This is a genomic window from Draconibacterium orientale, assembly GCF_900111425.1.
Lineage (GTDB): Bacteria > Bacteroidota > Bacteroidia > Bacteroidales > Prolixibacteraceae > Draconibacterium > Draconibacterium orientale.
In genome coordinates, this window is record NZ_FOHT01000007.1 from 74,728 (window position 1) to 94,554 (window position 19,827).

The 19,827-nt window shown below is 43.0% G+C and carries 15 protein-coding genes; 11 read left to right on the forward strand and 4 right to left on the reverse strand.

Features of this window, described 5'->3' with window-relative positions:
- Position 1 precedes the first annotated feature (1 nt).
- From BMW53_RS05915 to nadD, 6 genes are all read left to right on the forward strand, one after another.
- Positions 2-2,026, forward strand: a complete 2,025-nt coding sequence (locus BMW53_RS05915) for an LTA synthase family protein (RefSeq protein ID WP_038557908.1) — start codon at positions 2-4, stop codon at positions 2,024-2,026.
- 1,082 nt (positions 2,027-3,108) lie between these two features.
- Positions 3,109-4,287 (forward strand): tRNA 2-thiouridine(34) synthase MnmA, encoded by a 1,179-nt coding sequence (mnmA, locus tag BMW53_RS05920; RefSeq protein ID WP_038557910.1) that lies wholly within the window; start codon positions 3,109-3,111, stop codon positions 4,285-4,287.
- 189 nt (positions 4,288-4,476) lie between these two features.
- Positions 4,477-5,352 carry a YicC/YloC family endoribonuclease gene (locus tag BMW53_RS05925; protein WP_038557913.1) on the forward strand — a complete coding sequence of 292 codons (876 nt, stop codon included), beginning with the start codon at positions 4,477-4,479 and terminating at the stop codon, positions 5,350-5,352.
- Between the two features lie 111 nt (positions 5,353-5,463).
- Positions 5,464-5,823 (forward strand): four helix bundle protein, encoded by a 360-nt coding sequence (locus tag BMW53_RS05930; protein WP_038557915.1) that lies wholly within the window; start codon positions 5,464-5,466, stop codon positions 5,821-5,823.
- A 233-nt stretch (positions 5,824-6,056) separates the two neighbouring features.
- On the forward strand, positions 6,057-6,623 hold the full coding sequence (gene gmk / locus BMW53_RS05935; protein ID WP_038557918.1) for a guanylate kinase: 567 nt from the start codon (positions 6,057-6,059) through the stop codon (positions 6,621-6,623).
- Between the two features lie 80 nt (positions 6,624-6,703).
- Positions 6,704-7,327: a nicotinate (nicotinamide) nucleotide adenylyltransferase gene (gene nadD, locus BMW53_RS05940; RefSeq protein WP_051568161.1), complete on the forward strand. Its 624-nt coding sequence runs from the start codon at positions 6,704-6,706 to the stop codon at positions 7,325-7,327.
- Between the two features lie 16 nt (positions 7,328-7,343).
- On the opposite strand, the gene BMW53_RS05945 is transcribed toward nadD, so the two are convergent.
- From BMW53_RS05945 to BMW53_RS05955, 3 genes are all read right to left on the reverse strand, one after another.
- Positions 7,344-8,117: a LuxR C-terminal-related transcriptional regulator gene (locus BMW53_RS05945; RefSeq protein WP_038557919.1), complete on the reverse strand. Its 774-nt coding sequence runs from the start codon at positions 8,115-8,117 to the stop codon at positions 7,344-7,346.
- Between the two features lie 184 nt (positions 8,118-8,301).
- Entirely contained in the window at positions 8,302-9,168 is an 867-nt protein-coding gene (locus BMW53_RS05950; RefSeq protein ID WP_038557920.1) for a ChaN family lipoprotein, read from the reverse strand.
- A gap of 552 nt (positions 9,169-9,720) precedes the next feature.
- Positions 9,721-10,497: a glycerophosphodiester phosphodiesterase gene (locus tag BMW53_RS05955; RefSeq protein WP_168136406.1), complete on the reverse strand. Its 777-nt coding sequence runs from the start codon at positions 10,495-10,497 to the stop codon at positions 9,721-9,723.
- Positions 10,498-10,609: 112 nt separating this feature from the next.
- Here BMW53_RS05955 and BMW53_RS05960 point away from each other — a divergent pair, with 112 nt between their 5' ends.
- The 5 genes from BMW53_RS05960 to BMW53_RS05980 all read left to right on the forward strand — a co-directional run bounded on the left by BMW53_RS05960 (position 10,610) and on the right by BMW53_RS05980 (position 17,888).
- The gene (locus BMW53_RS05960; RefSeq protein WP_038557922.1) at positions 10,610-11,545 is read left to right on the forward strand and encodes a lysophospholipid acyltransferase family protein; all 936 of its coding nucleotides are present in this window, start codon (positions 10,610-10,612) and stop codon (positions 11,543-11,545) included.
- Between the two features lie 9 nt (positions 11,546-11,554).
- Positions 11,555-12,499, forward strand: coding sequence for a lysophospholipid acyltransferase family protein (locus tag BMW53_RS05965; RefSeq protein WP_051567774.1), 945 nt, complete (start codon positions 11,555-11,557; stop codon positions 12,497-12,499).
- A gap of 11 nt (positions 12,500-12,510) precedes the next feature.
- Positions 12,511-12,858 carry a hypothetical protein gene (locus BMW53_RS05970; RefSeq protein ID WP_038557923.1) on the forward strand — a complete coding sequence of 116 codons (348 nt, stop codon included), beginning with the start codon at positions 12,511-12,513 and terminating at the stop codon, positions 12,856-12,858.
- A 523-nt stretch (positions 12,859-13,381) separates the two neighbouring features.
- A complete protein-coding gene (locus BMW53_RS05975) occupies positions 13,382-15,910 on the forward strand; it encodes a cellulase N-terminal Ig-like domain-containing protein (protein WP_038557924.1) in 2,529 nt (842 codons plus the stop codon).
- 574 nt (positions 15,911-16,484) lie between these two features.
- The gene (locus BMW53_RS05980; protein ID WP_038557925.1) at positions 16,485-17,888 is read left to right on the forward strand and encodes a DUF1593 domain-containing protein; all 1,404 of its coding nucleotides are present in this window, start codon (positions 16,485-16,487) and stop codon (positions 17,886-17,888) included.
- A 986-nt stretch (positions 17,889-18,874) separates the two neighbouring features.
- Here the strand turns inward: BMW53_RS05980 and BMW53_RS05995 are convergent.
- Positions 18,875-19,588, reverse strand: a complete 714-nt coding sequence (locus BMW53_RS05995) for a DUF6261 family protein (protein ID WP_139178032.1) — start codon at positions 19,586-19,588, stop codon at positions 18,875-18,877.
- Positions 19,589-19,827: the final 239 nt, after the last annotated feature.

A 19,827-nucleotide genomic window follows, 5' to 3' on the forward strand; every position in this document is an offset into this window, starting at 1 on the left:
AATGGAGAAGAGTACCGATACATTTGGCTTGCTTGTGCGCACATTAAGGCGGTTTGTCAGCCTGAGTTTTATTCTGGCCGGGATGATTTTGCTCGTGCGTTTACACGAGATGATAATCCTCTCCAATTACCACAATTATCCGCCGGGTAGTTTTAGCTCGCTGCTTATCGGAATAAAATACGACATTGTCTTGTATCTGCGGGTTTCAGCTGTGCTGATGATTCCGTTTTTGCTGTTGGGTTTGTTTAGCCAAAAAGCAGCACGTATATTTTTTATTTCTGCTTCGGTAGTATTGGTGTTGGGCGATATGTTGTTGCTCAAATATTTCTCGGTGGCAGGGGTTCCGCTGGGCTCCGATTTGTTTGCCTATTCCATCGAAGAAATCAACCAAACCGTACAAAGTTCGGGCGAAATGAATGTGTGGCCCTTTATTTTTATGGCCCTCTTTTTGGCTTACATGGTGCGGGTTTTTATTAAACACGTTTACTTGAAACTAAAACCGTGGATGCTCATTGTTATTTCGGCGGCCATGTTTGCCTCATTGGCCCCACTCGATATTTTAAAACCACAACCCTCTGATTTTGAAAACGAATTTTCGCTTTTTGCAGCCACCAATAAACTCAACTTTTTTAGCGAAAGTGTTCTTGAACATTATGTGTTCGACGAGCAGTTCGACAAGCAAACCTACACTTTTAAAACAACGGTGGCCACTGCCGATGGTGCTTTTACTTACCTCGACGAAGATTACCCGTTTCTGCACAACGAAACAACACCCGATGTTTTGGGGAAGTATTTCCAGCCGCTGGAAACCAAACCGAACATTGTTTTTGTAATTGTTGAAAGTCTTGGCCGGGCATACAGTGGCGAGGATGCTTACCTCGGAAGTTTTACGCCTTTCCTTGATTCGCTGATGGATAAAAGTTTGTACTGGGAAAATAATTTAAGCACCTCGGGCCGGACTTTTGGGGTGCTTCCGTCAACTCTGGCATCGGTTCCGTTTGGTAACCGTGGTTTTACTGAGCTTGGCGAAGATATGCCCGATCATTTAAGCCTGATGAGCATCCTGAAAACCCAGGCCGGTTATACCGGATCGTTTACCTACGGCGGTGAGGCGCATTTCGACAATATGGATGTTTTTCTGAAAAGGCAGGGAGTAGATAGAATCATTGATAATGCCGGTTTTGGCGAGGGGTATGAAAAAATGCCGGCTTCTGCTACCAGTGGTTTCTCCTGGGGCTTTGGCGACAAAGAAATTTTCAGACGTTACATCGAAGAAATCAAAACCGACACCGCAAATCCACGAGTTGATGTTATTCTTACCCTGGCCATGCACAGTCCTTTTGTGGTTGAAAATCAGCGTTATTATCTCGCGAAATTTAACGAGCGGCTAGCGGAATTGAAGCTCCCGGAAAAAACAAAAGCATTTAACCGCAATTATGAGAAACAGTTTTCAACGGTGCTTTATTTCGATGATGCCCTGAGGTATTTCTTTAGCGAGTTCAGGAAACTGCCTTCGTTTAACAACACCATTTTTGTAATTACAGGCGACCATCGTATGCCGGAAATTCCGATAAGTACACAGCTCGACAGGTTTCATGTGCCACTGGTTATTTATTCACCTCTGCTTAAAAAAGCGGCTAAATTTTCATCGCTTGTCACCCATTTTGATGTTACTCCTTCGTTGCTTGCCATGATGGATGCCGATAGCATCATTTCGCGTCCGAAGGCAGCCGCCTGGATCGGGCATGGCCTCGACGATGAAGAAGATTTCAGGGTGGCCAATGCCTATCCGCTGATGCGTAACAAAAACGAAATCCTCGATTTTATCGATGGCGAACGGATGTTGGCCAACAAAATAATTTACCAGGTTTACGAGAACATGGACATTGAAACTGTTGATGAGCCCGAAAAGGAAAAAGAATTAGAAGCTGAACTCAACAATTTCCTGTTAAAGAATAACCATGCCTGCAAAAACAATAAACTTATTCCCGATTCGCTGAAAGTTTATATGTACCAAGGGCAATAAGGATATCGTCGCCCTTATGGTTGAAACACAAACGATGTAGCCAATTGCCTGCTCGTTCTGAAATCTGAAATCGTTAATCATCATTCGACTACGCTCAGGATGACACTTTGCCTTTTGCCTTTTTACTTTAAACTTTTGCCTTGTTTTTGAACCACATAGATCACATCAGACACAATAGAATTTTGCCGGTTGCTTTTTGCCTACTGCCTACTCATTCACTCAATTAATCCTTAATCACTAATCCTTCCCCCGACGCTACGGTCGGGATTTCGGCAGGCAAAGCCTTCCTCAACTTTTGCCTTTTTACTTTCTCCTTTTGCCTTGTTTTTGACCCACACAGATCACATCAGACACAATAGAATTTTGCCTACTGCCTACTCATTCACTCAATTAATCCTTAATCTCTAATCCTTCTCTTTGCCTTTTTACTTTAAACTTTTGCCTTGTTTTTGAACCACATAGATCACAACAGACACAATAGATTTTTGCCGGTTGTTATTGCTGTTGGCTTGTTCTTTCTTTTGCCAATTACCCCTCAATTACTCATTTTCTAATTCTCTTATTTACCCTTTAATCCTTAATCTCTAATCCTTCCCCCGACGCTACGGTCGGGATTTCGGCAGGCAAAGCCTTCCTCAACTTTTGCCTTTTTACTTTAAACTTTTGCCTTGTTTTTGAACCACATAGATCACAACAGACACAATAGAATTTTGCCGGTTGTTATTGCTGTTGGCTTGTTCTTTCTTTTGCCAATTACCCCTCAATTACTCATTTACTAATTCTCTTATTTACCCTTTAATCCTTAATCATTAATCCTTCCCCCGACGCTACGGTCGGGATTTCGGCAGGCGAAGCCTTCCTCAACTTTTGCCTTTTTACTTTAAACTTTTGCCTTGTTTTTGAACCACACAGATCACATCAGACACAATAGAATTTTGCCTACTGCCTACTCATTCACTCAATTAATCCTTAATCTCTAATCCTTCCCCGACCTACGATCCGGATTTCGACAGGCAAAGCCTTCCTCAACTTTTGTCCTTTCCACTTTTTCCTTGTATTTTTGCCGCCCTAAAAATGTATAAATGAGCAGGGTAGTAGTAGGACTTTCGGGAGGTGTTGATTCGAGTGTGGCAGCCTGGCTGCTGAAGGAGCAGGGGCACGAGGTAATTGGGTTGTTTATGATTAACTACCGCGAACGCGAAGGGGTGCTTACCAGTTCGTGTACGTGGGAAGAAGACTCGCTAATTGCCAGAATGGTGGCCAAAAAACTCGATATACCGTTTCATATTGTCGATTTAAGCGCCGATTATAAAAAGCGCGTGGTGGATTATATGTTTGCCGAATACCAGGCCGGACGTACGCCTAACCCCGATGTACTGTGTAATCGCGAGATTAAATTCGACACCTTTATGGAAGAAGCCCTGAAGTTTGATGCCGATTTTGTGGCAACAGGGCATTATTGCCGTAAATCGGAGATTGAAGTGGATGGAAAAACCATTCACCAATTGCTGGCCGGTAAAGATCCGAATAAAGATCAGAGTTATTTCCTGTGTCAGTTGAACCAGAAACAGCTTTCAAAAGCCATGTTTCCGGTAGGTGAACTGTTAAAGCCTGAGGTGCGCGAAATTGCGCGCCGGCAAAATCTGCCAACTGCCGAACGTAAAGATTCGCAGGGAATTTGTTTCGTTGGGAAAGTTGATCTTCCAACATTTTTGCAGCAGCAGTTAGAACCCAAAGTGGGTAATGTAATCGAGATTCCGGCCAAATTTATGGAAAAGAAAAAGCAGCTTGAGGTTACGGAAGAAAACTATAAAAAGCTGTGTTTTCAGTTTCCGTATAAACCCTGGAACGGCGAAGTGATTGGCGAACACCAGGGGGCCCACTTTTATACGGTTGGGCAGCGTAAAGGCCTGAATATTGGTGGCCGCAAAGAGCCACTTTTTGTAATTGGTACCGACGTGAAACGCAATATTATTTATGTGGGCGAAGGATTTGAACACCCGGGATTGTACCGCAAAGGTTTGTTTGTAGCCACCGAAAATATGCACTGGATTCGCCCTGATCTGGAAATGCAGGTTGGCGAAAAACGCGAATTTGATATCCGCATTCGTTACCGCCAGCCGCTGGAAAAAGGAACAATACATCTGAAAGATGACGGTGCCTGGTTTCTGTTCGAAAACGAACAACGGGGAATCACTTCGGGGCAATTTGCCGCCTGGTACCTAGAGGATGAACTGATTGGCTCGGGAGCGATTTTATGAGTTGAAGGACTGAAGGACTGAAGGATTGAGGTAAAGAATGAATGCTAAAATGCTTGAATTCATCCAGCATCCAGTTGAGCGAAGCGAAATCCCGACCGGAAGCGTCGGGGCATCCAGTTTTCAACATCCGGAATCCGTTGCGCTGTTTTTACAGACTTTATACTAAATTTGAAAAAAAAATAGTACCACATGATAAAATCAATGACCGGCTTTGGTAAAGCCGAATTCGAGGTAAACAACAAAAAAATTACCATTGAAATTAAATCGCTGAACAGTAAGCAAATCGATATTAACACCCGTACCCCTGCCTTGTATCGCGAAAAAGATATTTTAATTCGTAAGGCAATTGCCGAAAAACTGGTACGCGGAAAAGTTGATTTTAACATTTACGTGGAAAACCTGGGCGACGAAACCAATTCGAAAATAAACGAACCAATTTTAAAAGGTTATTACAATCAGTTGAGCGATGTCAGCAAACAACTTGGCCTGTCTGTAGACCACAGCACTTTGCAGGCAGCGATGCGTTTGCCCGATGTGGTAAAAACCGAGTACGAAACACTCGACGAAACAGAGTGGGAAACCATTTACAAGAATATTCTGGCTGCACTAGGCGATATTAATGATTTCCGTGCGAAAGAGGGAGAGGCACTTGAGGCCGATATTCTGGGTAATGTGGAGAACATCAGCAATTTATTGAAACAGGTTGAGCCGTTCGAAAAACAGCGTATTGAAGCCTTGAAAGTTCGTTTGACGGACAACCTGGAAGCGCTGAAAATGATTGGTAATGTGGATGAAAACCGTTTTGAGCAGGAGCTGATTTTTTACCTGGAGAAACTGGACATTAACGAGGAGAAAGTTCGTTTGGCCAATCATTGCGAGTATTTCTTCGAAACCGCAAAACAAAATGGTGCTTCGGGTAAAAAGCTGGGTTTTATTTCGCAGGAAATTGGTCGCGAAATCAACACCATCGGTTCAAAAGCCAACGAAACCAATATTCAGCGTATCGTGGTGCAAATGAAAGACCACTTGGAGCGCGTGAAAGAACAATTGTTAAACGTGTTGTAACAAGGCAAGATTAACAAGGCAAAAGGCAAAAGAAGAAAGGCAAAAGGGGGCACGAACAAATCAAAAGTAGAAAGTTAAAAGGCAAAAGTAAATTTAAATAAAGTTAGCCTTATGGAAAATAACCTTCAAAAAAGAATCTTTGAATTTGTTACGGAAGTGATACTTTATCTGCGAACCTTGCCTGATTCACAAGAGTTTAAAATTATAAAAAATCAATTGATCAAAGCAGCGTCTTCTACCGGCGCTAATTACGAAGAGGCGCAGGCTGCATCCTCAAAAGCTGATTTTACCTACAAGACGGAAATTTCGTTAAAGGAGATGAGGGAGAGTAACTATTGGTTAAGGCTGATTCAGTCGATTAGTAAAAACTTAAATTCTAACGATGAAAAATTAAGCTACTTAATCAAAGAATCCGGAGAATTAAAATTGATTTTGGGTAGTATTGTATCCAAAACGAAAAAGAATAAATAGCCGCACTCTATTTTCTTCCTTTTCCTTTGAACTTTTGCCTTTTTACTTGAACAACCTATTTTTGCTCCCGACGCTAGCGGTCGGGATTTTGCTTCGCTCAACTTTCTACTTTGAACTTTCGACCTGAATAACTTACTTTTGCCTTTCTACTTGAATAACCTACTTTTGCCTTTTTACTTTGAACTTTCTACTTGAATAACCTACTTTTGCCTTTGAACTTTTTTACTTGAGCAATGAAAGGAAAATTAATTATATTTTCAGCTCCATCGGGGGCTGGGAAAACTACCATCGTAAAACATTTATTACAGCAAGGTTTCGATCTTGAATTTTCAATATCGGCCACCAGCCGAGAGCCGCGTCACACCGAAACGCACGGTAAGGATTACTACTTTTTATCTGGCGAAGAGTTTTTGGCAAAAGTTGAAAACGACGAGTTTTTGGAGTGGGAAGAAGTGTATAAAGGTACCAGTTACGGAACGCTGAAAAGCGAAGTGGAACGTATTCGCGAGCAAGGCAAAAATGTGGTTTTTGATGTGGATGTTGTTGGCGGCCTGAACATTAAAAAATACTACGGCGATGAGGCGCTTGCCGTTTTTGTGCAGCCTCCTTCGGTGGAAGAATTGCGCAAACGCCTGGTTGGCCGGTCAACCGACAGCGAAGAGAAAATTGCCATGCGCGTTGCCAAAGCCGAGCACGAATTAAGTTTTGCCCCACAGTTTGATGTGGTGATTATTAACGACAAGCTCGAAGATGCTTTTGTGGAAGCCGAAAAAATTATAGCTGAATTTCTGAAGAAGTAAAAATATCCAATAATGAATGATCAATGTAGAATTTTTAAATTTGGATATTGATTATTCAGCATTGGGAGTTTAAAAAGCAAATGAATAACCTGGTTACCGACATACTCGCACCCAAAACCAATCTGCAGCTAACGATTGGGCTTTATTTTGGTAGCTATAATCCTATTCACATCGGGCATTTGGCCATTGCCAATTATATGGTTGAATATACTGACATCGACCAGCTTTGGTTTGTGGTGTCGCCGCATAATCCGCTGAAAAGGAAAAACAATTTACTCGACGATTACCAGCGTCTGGAAATGGTACACCGTGCCGTTGAAAACGACGACCGTCTGCGGGCTTCAAATATCGAATTCAATTTGCCAAAACCAAGTTATACGGTTGATACACTGGTTTATCTGAAGGAAATACATCCGAACTATCATTTTAAAATATTGATGGGATCGGATAATCTGGAGAACTTTCATAAGTGGAAAAATTACGAAACCATTCTTCAGAATTATGGAATAATCGTTTACCCGCGCCCCGGTTTTAATCCCGCTAACGTACAGGTGGAGAGAAACATAGCTATAGCAAAGCATGCACCCCTTATGGAAATCTCCTCTTCGTTTATCCGAAAAGCCATAAAAGAAGGAAAAGATGTGCGGCATTTTCTTCCGCAAAAAAGCTGGGAATATTTAGAGGAAATGAATTTCTACAGGTAGTTATACCAATTTGGTACTATATCACGCCTTCGCGAACGCAACGGGCAATCAATTCGGTGGTGTTGTGGCAATCCGTTTTTTTCAGAATATTTTTTTTGTGGGTGTTAATGGTGTGCGGCGAGATGTTTAAAGCTTCGGCTATTTCTGCAAAAGTTTTTCCTTTGGCAATATTGGCCAGTATCTCTTTCTCGCGCAAGGTAAAAAGCGTGTGATAGTTCAGTTCTTCAGGATGAAATTCATCATCGGTAGATAATGAGTAGTAGGATGGCAGACCGTCGCCGATAAACGAAATTTTATGGTCAACAGCCATGTTCAGGTAAGTAACATCGGTGTGAATTCCCAGCACTTGCTGCACTTTGCCATCCTCTGAAACAGTAAGCGTTTTCGACTGTTGCAGAATGGTTTTATAACTTCCGTTGGCGTGCCGAAGCCGCAACACATAAACTACTTTATATTTTAAAATATCTTCAGTACGCAGGTGGTTTAGAATAAAATCTACAGCTTTAGCTTCTTTTCGGTGCATTTGTTTCAGGTCTTCAGGATGCACCAACTCAAACAACCGGTCGAGGCTCCATTCTTTTGCATTGAGTCCTAAAACGTTTTCAATGCGCGGATCGACATACTCCATTTTAAGTGTGTCGAAATTCATGATGTAATAATAGGAATTTCCGGCCGAGAATAAATTGGCCACTTGTTCAATAATGTTCAGGTATAACTCCGATTTCACCGGACGCTCAACTTTATTAGGCTCCCAGGCTTTTTTTATTTTGTTTATACTTTTTTCATCCATAATTGAAACAGTATTCAAAAAATTCCCAACCTACAATGTACGTAAAAATACCTAATTTTGGGTATTTACTTTTCGACTTTACTAATATAACTTGCAGCAGATTAAAAAACAGCCACAAGAGAATTAAGAAATTCTCCGGTCACACGAAATTTATAAAAGCAGGAATCCAGACTCCTGCTTTTTTTTATCTCGTTCGCGTCATATCTTCATCCACACAAATCGTAAAATCTGCAGTACCGGTATTTTTTTTAGTTAGTTCCGATATATCATCTTGTGTAACCGAATGTATTGTGACAATTTTTAGTGCCGGATTTTCATGTTTAAGGTACCAGAAAATGCTTTCAAAGTTTTGCGAATGGTACGCTCCGTGGTAATGCAAAAGTATTTTCCCCGGCTTCCAGTTTTGCAGTATAAAATGGGCCATGGTGGCATCTTTAATGGCTTGCGCTTTGGGAAAATTTGCTGTAACATGGCTTCCCATTCCCTCCATTTTCATCATGCTGGAATAACAGTTTAGTGTTGAATCGTAAGCAGGCGGCAACGGAGGCAAAAAGGTTTTTGCTTCGTCCGATAATTCTTCCAGGCCCTCAAAACCTTGTTTGTTTACCAGGGCTGCATATCTGCGCGGAACGTTGGTGGCTACAAAATAAAGGCCACTGTCTTTGGCAAATTCTACCAGCGGTTTATAGTCAGTTTTGTAGTTGGGCCATAATTTAATTTCGTCCTCAAAGTTGCGTTGAGAGATTTTTCCCGAAAGGTATTCGTCCATAATTAACTGGTTATCGCTTTCGAACATTTCGGCACCCAAAACCAGGTTTTTACCGTTTTGTAGGTAAAGATCTTTTGTGAGTTCCAACTGCAGCCAGTGCGAAATCGGGTTGTCGTGTAATTCGCCAAACAAAACGATGTCGGCGTTTCCCATTTGCTTCAACATTTTTTCGTATTTCACCGGCTTCCCATCTTTATTATAAAGCACATAGGCCGGCTTCCCGGATTTAAATGATGAAAATAGCAACAAAGTGATGATGCTTAGAATCAGAAAGTTCTTCATTATAATAACTTTTAATACTACTTATCAACAAATATTTTCCGGCAGAGTTTACAAAAACGTTTGAATAGAGTAAGGATTGAGCTTTTTGGCTTCTGTTGATTTAACACTTTTAACATTCCTAAAAATAGTTTAACAATAATTTGCCTTAGTTAAATCGCCTTAACAGAATTATCATCTAGTTTTGAAGTGCGGATAGGAAATTTATAAAGCTTTAGGAATACATGAACAGTATTCAGAAAACGTCAGAAACCAGGGGTTGTCGATTAACAAAGGCAGCCCTTTTTTCTTATCGGAATAATTACCCGTGGCTTTGCCTTGGGGGGCCGCATTCTCACCCCAGTCCAGGGGAGATGGCATCCGTCAATTGACGGATGTCAGAGGGGTGAAATGAAGAATGATGATTAACGATTTGTGTTGGCAGAAGTAGTGCTGGCACAGAATCTATTCCAGATGTTCTAACCTGTACAAACTTTGTGCTTCTTCATTCCTTTGCGTGAAACAGTATTTATACCCTTTTATTCCTGATGGAGATTTTTGTTAATAATGAATGTTTTATTGATTCATTTGCTCTTTTATCCACTTGGGGCGGTTGGTTGTTATTCCGCTAACGCCAATATCGGTAAGGCGTTGGGCTTCTTCCGGATCGTCGATGGTCCACGAAAGCACTTCTAAGTTAAGCTCTTTGGCCTGTGCCATAATTTCCTCGTCGATAATTGAATATTGTAAGTTAACACCGGTGAGGCCTTCAGCAGCAGCCTCTTCCATTTTTTTAGTTAGGCCGGGCTTAACAGAACTGAGCCAGTAACATTTATTATCAGGAAATTCCTTATGTGTTGCAAGAATGGTTTTCCAACCAAAGCTGATAAAAACAATCTGTTCTTTCTTCCCGCTGTTGTCAACAATACGGCTAAGCGCCGGAATAATTTCATCGCCACCAGCTTTAATCTCAACCACCAGTGTTTTGCCATCAGGAACGGTTTCAATAATTTCCGACAGGAAAGGTAGTTTCTCCCCTTTAAATTCTTCTCCTTTCCACACGCCTGCATCCAAATCGCGCAGCAGTATGGATGGTGTTTTGGCAATGGTCAGGTTTGTTTTTCCGTAGCAGGTACGTTTGGTGTCTTTGTCGTGAATAACAATTACACGGTTGTCTTTGGTCAGGTGTACATCCACTTCAACAGCATCGGCATCGAGTTCCCACGCCAGCTTTGCCGAAGCTACTGTGTTCTCAGGTGCCAGGTACGATGCTCCGCGGTGAGCGATAAAGGTATTTTGAGCCATTGTAGTCATTCCTGTTAAAAGGAAAATCAGAGCAAGTGTTGTTTTCATATTTACTGTTTTCATCAACCGAATATAAAGATATTTTTAGCGAATGTAAGCTCAAAAGTGTAGTTTTGAATCAACTTTTTAAGCTATTTTAACAGGGCTTGCAATACAGGCAATGGGCAAAACGAAAAAAGAAAATCACATCGCTTCAGGTTTTTTCAGGCAGTCAGGAAAATGGGCTGTGGTTATGGTGTTGAAAACAATCGCCTTACTTCCTTTTGGCTGTTTGTATTTTCTGTCGGATGTGTTGTACCTGGTAATAAAAGGCCTTGTAAAGTACCGCAGCGATGTAATCACCGATAATTTAATACACGCATTTCCGGAGAAAAGTGCCAGTGAGATTCTCCTGCTCAGGAATAAGTTTTACCGCTATTTTTGCGATGTAACCGTAGAGAGTATTAAATTTTACCGTCTATCGGAAAAGGAGTTGAAAAAGCGGGTAAGCTTTGTTGGAACCAATGCGCTAAACCAGCTTGCCAAAGAACGAAACGGAGCTGTATTGCTTGCATTTCATTACAATAACTGGGAATGGTCGGCTGCAGTGCAGCAACATTTAAACTGTAGATTGCTGATGGTGTACAACAAAATGCGCGACAACGAACCTGTGGACGATTTTCTGTTGAAAGCGCGCGAAAAGTGGGGAGGAAAAGCCGTTAAAATGGGGCGGGCAGCAAAAGTCGCCTTCCGCAATTTTGAGCAACAACAGCCGGTTGTGCTTGGCCTTATTGCCGACCAGCGTGCACTGGCCAGCTCGCCGTATTGGGCGGTGTTTATGAACCGTGAAGCCGCTTTTTTTCCCGGCCCGGTTAAAATTGCCCGAAAAACCAATCAACCTGTATTTTTTCAGCAGGCCAAACGCCTGGGGCGGGGCAAGTACGAATACAGCTACACGTTGCTGGTGGAAGATCCTGCGCAAACCGATGAGCGGGAAATTTTGTTGCGCTATATCGAAAAAATGGAGGAAGTGATAAAATCGAATCCGGAGTATTATCTTTGGAGCCACAAACGATGGAAGCACAAACGCCCGGAGGGCACAGCTTTAATTCAATAGTTTTATAGTATGGTTGACGAGAGCTTACGCAAAAAAGATAAACGCTATTACGAAAGTTTTTTAAAACGCCTGTTAAACGGTGGGGTAGTGCTGTTATTAAAAATTATTTCGGTACTGCCGTTTTGGATGATTTACGGCATTGCTGATTTTTTCTACCTGGTAGTCCGGTATGTTGTCGGCTATAGGAAAAAGGTGATTCTGGATAATCTGCGCCACTCGTTTCCTGAAAAGAGCGAGGAGGAAATCAATACGATTATGAATCGTTATTACCGTCATTTCTGCGACTTTTCGCTTGAAACCATCAAGCTGCACAGCATGAGCGAAAAGCAAATGGATAAACGCCTGAAAGTTACAGGACTGGAATTGGCGCAACAATATGCCCGGGAAGGACGAAGTATTATGCTGCTCGGATTTCATTACAATAACTGGGAGTGGTGCAGCTCTATTCAAACCAAATCGGCGCATAAACTGCTGATGATTGTAAACCCGATTCGGGGAAACATGGCGTTTGAAAAATATATTGAGTACTCGCGAAGCAAGTGGGGTGGCGAGTCGGTGCCGGTACACAAATCGGCACGCACAGCGATTGAATATGTCAGGCGCGGCGAGCCTGCCGTTTTATGGTTGGCGGCCGATCAGACTCCTCCGGCAAATTCGCCGTTCTGGACACTATTTTTAAACCGCGAAGCGCCGTTTTTTACCGGTCCTGAAAAGATTGCCATTAAAACCAATCAGCCCATATTTTTCCTTCACCTGAAAAAATTAAAACGTGGGCATTACGAAGCTCATTTTACGCAACTTATCGATGACCCGTCGAAAGTGGAATCGAAAGATATTTTGCTTACCTACATTCGGAAAATGGAAGAAGTAATACGCGAAACACCCGAGTATTATTTGTGGTCGCACCGCCGATGGAAACATACACGCCCCGAAGGAATTGAACTGACCGTGTAAGTCTTTAACAAATGAAACCGATACATTTATTAGGTATTATTGCTTTCGTTTTTTGCGTGGCCTGTAATTCTGATGTAAAGAATTACGAACCGGGCATGACCGACAAACCAGACAGCGAGCTCGCCTTCGATAAAACAAAGTGGCAAATCAAAGAAGGGAGGAAATACCCTTTTCGCGATAAAATGGTGAATGACGTGGTGTACAACGATACCATCCGATCGCTTCAGAAACCACAAATTCTTGATATGCTTGGCGAGCCCGACCGCAGCCACGAAAACTACATTTATTACCTTATTAAACAGGAACGGCTGCTCTTCTGGCCGCTGCACAGCAAATTTATGGTGATAAAAATTAAATGACGACTCCTCGGTTGAATGGATTCGAATTCATCAATAAAAGGGCTAATAAAAAGAATCCGGCGGATTCATATGGTTATAGAAAATTCAGATGGGAATGGAGAGTACGACTCCAGCGGAGTCGAATTATTTTCATAAGCAATTTGCTATAAATATTGGATGCCTTTGGCATCATAAAAATATAGCAATTTGAAATAAAGATTATAGGTACGACTCCGGCTGGAGTCTTATCTCTCTTGTCTGTTACAGGCTATACACATACGATGCCTCCGGCATCATAAAATACAGTCTGGTCTTTCAGCTGAGTTTTTCCAAACTACCTGAAACATAATGTCCCCTTGTATTTAATCGTGAAATTGGAGGACAAGCCTAAGAATTATCTATTTTCTTAAATGCCGAGTCTAAATTTAAACAGCTGTTCGCTGAATAACAGGTAATATTGAAAGTGGAAATATGGTTTTTTTAGGAACCTGAATTCGACATTAAAATAGTACAACATAATAAATCGGTAAACCAACTTATCTTTATGAAAAACCTATCATTTTTATCACTCATTTTGCTGTTATTGGCAGCATGTAGTTCTGAACCAAACCAGGATCTGGTTTTGAACGATTTGGAGTATTTCGAAACACAAGGCGTAAATGTACTGGTGTACAGTAACCTTTTTACCGGGGGCTTTAACGACGAGAAGAACGCCGGAATAGAATTGATCCAGCATGGAGTAAGAACCGCGCAAGGTGGTGCCGTTCGGCTTTCGAACACCCCGGAGCAGTGGGATCTTGTTCCTGATATACCTACCCGAACGGTTGACAGTGTGAGCAACAGCATTGAGGCTACACTAAGATATGACGATTACGATTTCGACTCGCGCGTGGTTGTTACGCCTAAGGGCAAAGGAGTTGAGATATCTGTTTACCTCGACGAACCACTTCCTGAATCAGTTGAAGGGAGCGCCGGATTTAACCTCGAGTTTTTACCCTCGAAATATTGGGGTAAAACCTATTTAATGGATGGGCGTATAAACCGGTTTTCGCGCTATGTGGCAAGCAATACCATTACCCGGCCCAACACCGAAAAACCCAAACAATATAAAGGCTATGTAACTTCCGACGACAGGGGAACCGGCAAATTTATCGAACCGCTTCCACTCGAAACCGGACGTACAATGCTTCTTGCTCCCGATGACCCGGAACGGATGGTGAAAATCACTTCTGCCGATGCCGACATTATGCTTTTCGATGGCCGTGTGCTGGCACAAAACGGGTGGTATGTAGTTCGCAGTTTGCTTCCTGCCGGGAAAACCGGCAAAGTTTTAAGCTGGACAGTTGAACCCAACGCTATTCCAGGCTGGGTGAGAGAACCCAACATTGGTTTCTCGCAGGTGGGCTACCTGCCTTCGCAACAAAAAGTTTCGGTTATTGAACTCGACAAAAAAGACAAACCGCTTGCAAAAGCATCTATTTATAAAGTAGGTGAAGATGGCAATGCCACCGAAGTATTCAGCGGTAAAATCGAATCGTGGGGCGACTATTATAAATATCACTATGTGAAATTCGATTTCTCTTCTGTTGAAACACCTGGTATTTATTACATTCAGTATGGCGATTGTAAAACCAATAACTTTATAATTGAAGATAACGTTTACGATTGGATTACTGATGCCACCAGCGATGTTTGGGTTCCGATTCATATGAACCATATGTATGTGAATGAAGCGTACCGGGTATGGCATGGCGAGCCTTTTAAAGAAGGTTACCTGCAGGCTCCGCCAAACACCGATCATTTCGATTTGCATAGCCAGGGCCCAACAACCGATACCAAATACAAAGCGCTGGAAACCATTCCGGGATTAAACGTAGGCGGCTTTTTTGATGCCGGTGATTTTGATATAGAAACCGGATCGAACATTTCCGTTGTGCAGAATTTTGTGCAAACATGGGAGTATTTCAAACCCTTGCGCGATCAGACTTTTGTTGATGAGGAGCAGCGGTATGTCGATCTTCACCGGCCTGACGGAACACCCGATATTTTGCAGTATATCGAGCACGGAACAATGAACCTGGTTGCCCAGGCAGAAATTATCGGTCACATGGCGCAAACGCTTTCCAACTCTGTTCTCGATAATTACCATCATCTTGGCGATGCTGCTTCAATAACCGACGGCCTTCCGTATAATCCCAATCTGGGGCCTTACGAAGTAGCCCGCGATGGCAAATCAAGCGGTGTAAAAGATGATATGTGGGCATTTACAAGCCGCAATCCCAGCCTCGACCTCAGGGCTGCTGCTATGTTTGCCGCCACAAGCCGCGCATTGAAGGGCTATAACGACGATCTGTCGGAAAGGGCCTTGATTCAGTCGAAAAGACTTTTGAAAGAGTCAACTGAATTATTGGCCAATGCGCCGGAGGATCCGCGTGGATGGGGCAGAGGTGCAGATATGGGTACTAATCTTCAGCTGTACATTTCAACCGGCGAGCAACAATATAAAGATAAGTTTCAGGAATCGCTGTGGCCGGCACTCGACCGTTTTGTAAGTTTTAGCATTTTAACAGCATTACATGCCATTCCGCACATGGATGAATCGTACAAAGAAAAGCTGCGGCCGTATGTGGTAAAATACAAAGAATATATCGAAGAGCTTGAAAAGGATAATCCGTACGGAGTGCCAATCGGTCTTCGGAACTGGGCAGGCAATGGCGGTGTTGTTAATTTTGGAACTACGATTTGTTTTGCCAGCAAATATTACCCGGATATTATTGACGCAAGCCATGCATTTAAGGCCACCAACTGGCTGTTTGGATGTCATCCGTATCACAATTATTCGTTTGTGGCAGCGGTAGGTGCCGCTCGTCCAAAAGCAGTGTTTTATGGCAACAACAGGGCCGATTTCTCGTTTATTCCGGGCAATGTTGCTCCCGGTGTGTTGTTCCGGCAACCCGACCATTTTGAAAATTACGACGACTGGCCGTTTTTGTGGGGACAAAACGAAGGTACCATTGGAGGAAATACCAGCTACCTGATTTTTGGATCAGCATTTAAGAATCTGGTAAAATAATTATAGCAGGTGTCGGTTATTAATCGGCACCTTTTTTTTCTGAAAGTCGATTAAAGGAAGACAGTTATTTTTCGTCCGGAAGTACGGGCAATCCGCGATCAGCTAGCATTCCGGACGATTTCCCTTGAGTCGTTTCATCCCGGTGCTGCACACCGGGTTAATCACATTCGACGCTTTCAGCGCCATAAAAGTTTTGGAGTCAAACATCGCTGTTCCGTTAACTCGTATTAACGTTATAATTCTATTCCATATCCCGAGGGGATAAAACAGGATTAACCTCGGGTGAAGCCCGGGGTTATTATGAAAGGTTATAAATGGCGCAATCAAGAGGCTATTCGAGGCACAATCGCGGTATGCGCTTTGTAATCTGACTATTTTTATGAAATGCTGTTGAGGGGCCTCACTTTCATTTCTGTTGGTGATTCCGGGGAATCATGATTGTTTTGTTTTATATCCAAAAATCAAGTTTTTAAAACTATTTTTAAACCAAAGAACCCAGGTTGGCGGAATTGCAATAAAGACAAACTGTTGTAAAACTGCATTCAAAAAAGTATAGGTATAAAAACCGAATGAAATGAAACTAAAAAACATTGCCTTATTAGCTTTAAGCTTTGTGCTAACACAAGCTTGCACAACAAACGAACCCGAAACCAAAGATTTAAAACCACGAATTGTAGTACTAACTGATATTGCACCGAATGATATTGAGCCAGACGATATGGAGTCGATGATTCGTTTGCTGGTACATGCCGATCAGTTTGAGATTGAAGCGTTAATTGCCACAACGGGGTGGAGTAATAATGGCGGAAAAGAGCGTATCGATTTAATTCACGATGCCTTAAATGCCTATGAGAAGGATTTACCCAATTTGAAAAAACGATCAAATCAGGAAGCGTTTGCCGATGATGAATTGACGCAGGAAATTGGTTACTGGCCGTCGGTGGATTATTTGCGCAAGCGAACTGTGATGGGAAGTACAAAAATGGGCCTGAAATTTATTGGTGAGGACAATGACTCAGAAGGAAGTAAACGGATAATTGATTTGGCCGATGAAAAGGATGACCGTCCGATATGGATTACTGTTTGGGGCGGTGGAAATACATTTGCCCAGGCCATTTGGCGCATACAACAGGAGCGGACTCCCGAAGAACTAAAAGCCTTTCTGCATAAATTTCGTATTTATACTATTACCGATCAGGACAGGCCATGGTCGAGCGGAGATACCAGTCGTTATGACATTAGTTCTCATCAGTGGATGAGGGGTTTTGAAAATGACCTGCTATTTTTTTGGGATGAATGTGCCTGGAAACATCAAAACGCAACGGGCGTTAATAACTGGAATGAATACGCACGTCATATTCAAAATCACGGTAATTTGGGTGCTCTATATCCAAAATACAAATGGGGTGTTGAAGGCGATACGCCGGCCTTTATGCACGTTATGCCCAATGGATTATCAAATCCGGATGTTCCAACCCAGGTGAGTTGGAGCGGTTATTTTGAGTTTGGCCTGGGGCGCGATAGCCTCACAAATGCTTACACAAATTATACCGGAGAACCCTATAACATTAGCACAAAATACTTCGCTTATTTTTATCCGGCAATATTTAACAATTTTGCTGCCCGTATGGATTGGGCCAAAGAAGGAAAGGGAAACCGCAATCCGGTTGTAATGGTTAACGGCGATAAAGGCATTAAACCAATCGAGAAAGTTTGCAAAGCAGGGGAAGAATTACAACTCAACGCATCAAAATCATTCGACCCTGATGGCGATCGGTTACACTTTAAATGGTGGGCAATACCTGAAGCCGGGAATTACGCCGGAGAAATAGAAATAGCAAGCAGTGAATCTAATACTGTCACGGTTCAGGTACCGTCTGATGCTGCAGGAAAAGAGTTTCATGTAATTTGTGAGGTTAGCGATGGTGGCGTTCCCAACTTAACCAGCTACCGCAGGATAATCGTAAAAGCAGAATAAAATTTTGCAAGAAAAAAGGAGAACGTGCCTCGAAGTGCAATCCCCCCTGCCTACTGGCAGGCAGGCTTGGCGAAGGGGGAATTAAAGGGGGATTGGTTTAATCAAATTATACCAATTGATGATACGGCTCAGCGACACCTCTTTGCAAACTACTACGGTGTACACACAATTATTCTAGGGATCCTGCTTTACAATCGACTTTTAATATGCGGCGCAAGATAGGGTTGTATTTCAAAAACCGGTAGCAGTTGCGCCTTTGTCATTTTTCTCTTCTATCCCCGGGGCTGCGCTCCCTGCGGGTGCTTCCCCCGGGCTATTGATTACGCACCCTTGGTGCTTAAAGACCCGAAGTGGGCGACAGGCAATAGCCCGGTGCAATCGACTTTTAATATGCGGCGCAAGAGAGGGTTGTATTTCAAAAACCGGTAGTAGTTGCGCCTTTGTCATTTTTCTCTTCTGTCCCCGGGGCTGCGCTCCCTGCGGGTGCTTCCCCCGGGCTATTGATTACGCACCCTTGGTGCTTAAAGCCCCGAAGCGGGCGACAGGCAATAGCCCTTTGCAATCGACTTTTAATATGCGGCGCAAGATAGGGTTGTATTTCAAAAACCGGAAGCAGTTGCGCCTTTGTCATTTTTCTCTTCTATCCCCGGGGCTGCGCTCCCTGCGGGTGCTTCCCCCGGGCTATTGATTATGCACCCTTGGCGCTTAAAGCCCCGAAGTGGGCGACAGGCAATAGCCCGGTGCGAGTGGTTGAGTTTACGAAGACGCAAAGCGCCGGGTAAAAGATCGATAAAAAATCGTTCGGCGTCTAAAATTGATTAGAATTGGTCAGCTTGTTCCGAACGAAAAATCGTTGCAGAATCATTTGAAAATGGGAATATTTAGGTTGTGTGTACACCGTAGTTGTAAACCAGGGGCAGCAGAACAAAAAAAGGGATGCGCACAAGGCAACATCCCCATTTAACGTGTTAAACAAAATTTATCAATTAACCCACAGGTTCTTCTTTCTTTCGGCGTTTTTTCACCACTTCGTTGTTTTCGGCAATAATGGTGGCAATGGTGCGTGCAAAGGCGCCATAGGTTTCCACGTCAACTACCTCCATGGCGCGCAGGTACACCACTATTTTATCGTTAATAAGCGCCACAAGCTCCGGTTTTTGTTTGGTGGCACTGGCCTGGGTGCTTTCCTGTGCCTTCTCCTGTTCGTAGGTAATACGGGCAGCCTCGAATGCCTGCTGTGCCGCTTGCAGGGCTGTTATTACATCGGCGCAACCCGGAAGTAAGGCAATGGCATCCTGAGCTTTTTGTTTAGACAGGTCGTTGAGTAGCGAGGCAATAAGTGACGACTCAGTGGCATAGCTCTCGCCGGTAATACTAACACCGTATTTTTCAAATACCTTATCTACCGTTTGGGCAGCTTGCCGAATAGCTGCATTGGGGTGATGTAAGAAACCCATAACTACATAGTACAGCGCACGGATTTGTGTGTCGCGGGCTTCGTCTTTTTCTTCCAGATCGCTTTCGGCCTTACCACGGTTTATGGCAGTGGTAAGGGCTGCCGACAGGCTTTCTAACCCGGTGAACATGGCACTAAGGTGCTGATCGGTATTAAGCGATGTGGTTTGGTAAGCGCCAAGCATGCGCATACTTACGGCGTCAACTTCAGTGACACGACTGGTAGACATAAGATTGTCAATCATAATTTTAAATTTTAGTTTGTAATTGGTTAACCTTTGCATTTTTACAGGGTAGAAAAAGTGCTGTGGTTGTTATTGTTAAGTAATTTACAACAACATACTGAAATACAGCAACTATTTTTATATGTTTTAGAAGATATTAAGCTGTTGAGCAAATGGCATAACGACATTCTCCCGCCTATGGGCCAGGCAGCGAATGGGAAGCCGACATTGCTCCACCTGAGCATTGGGGAGCGAATGGG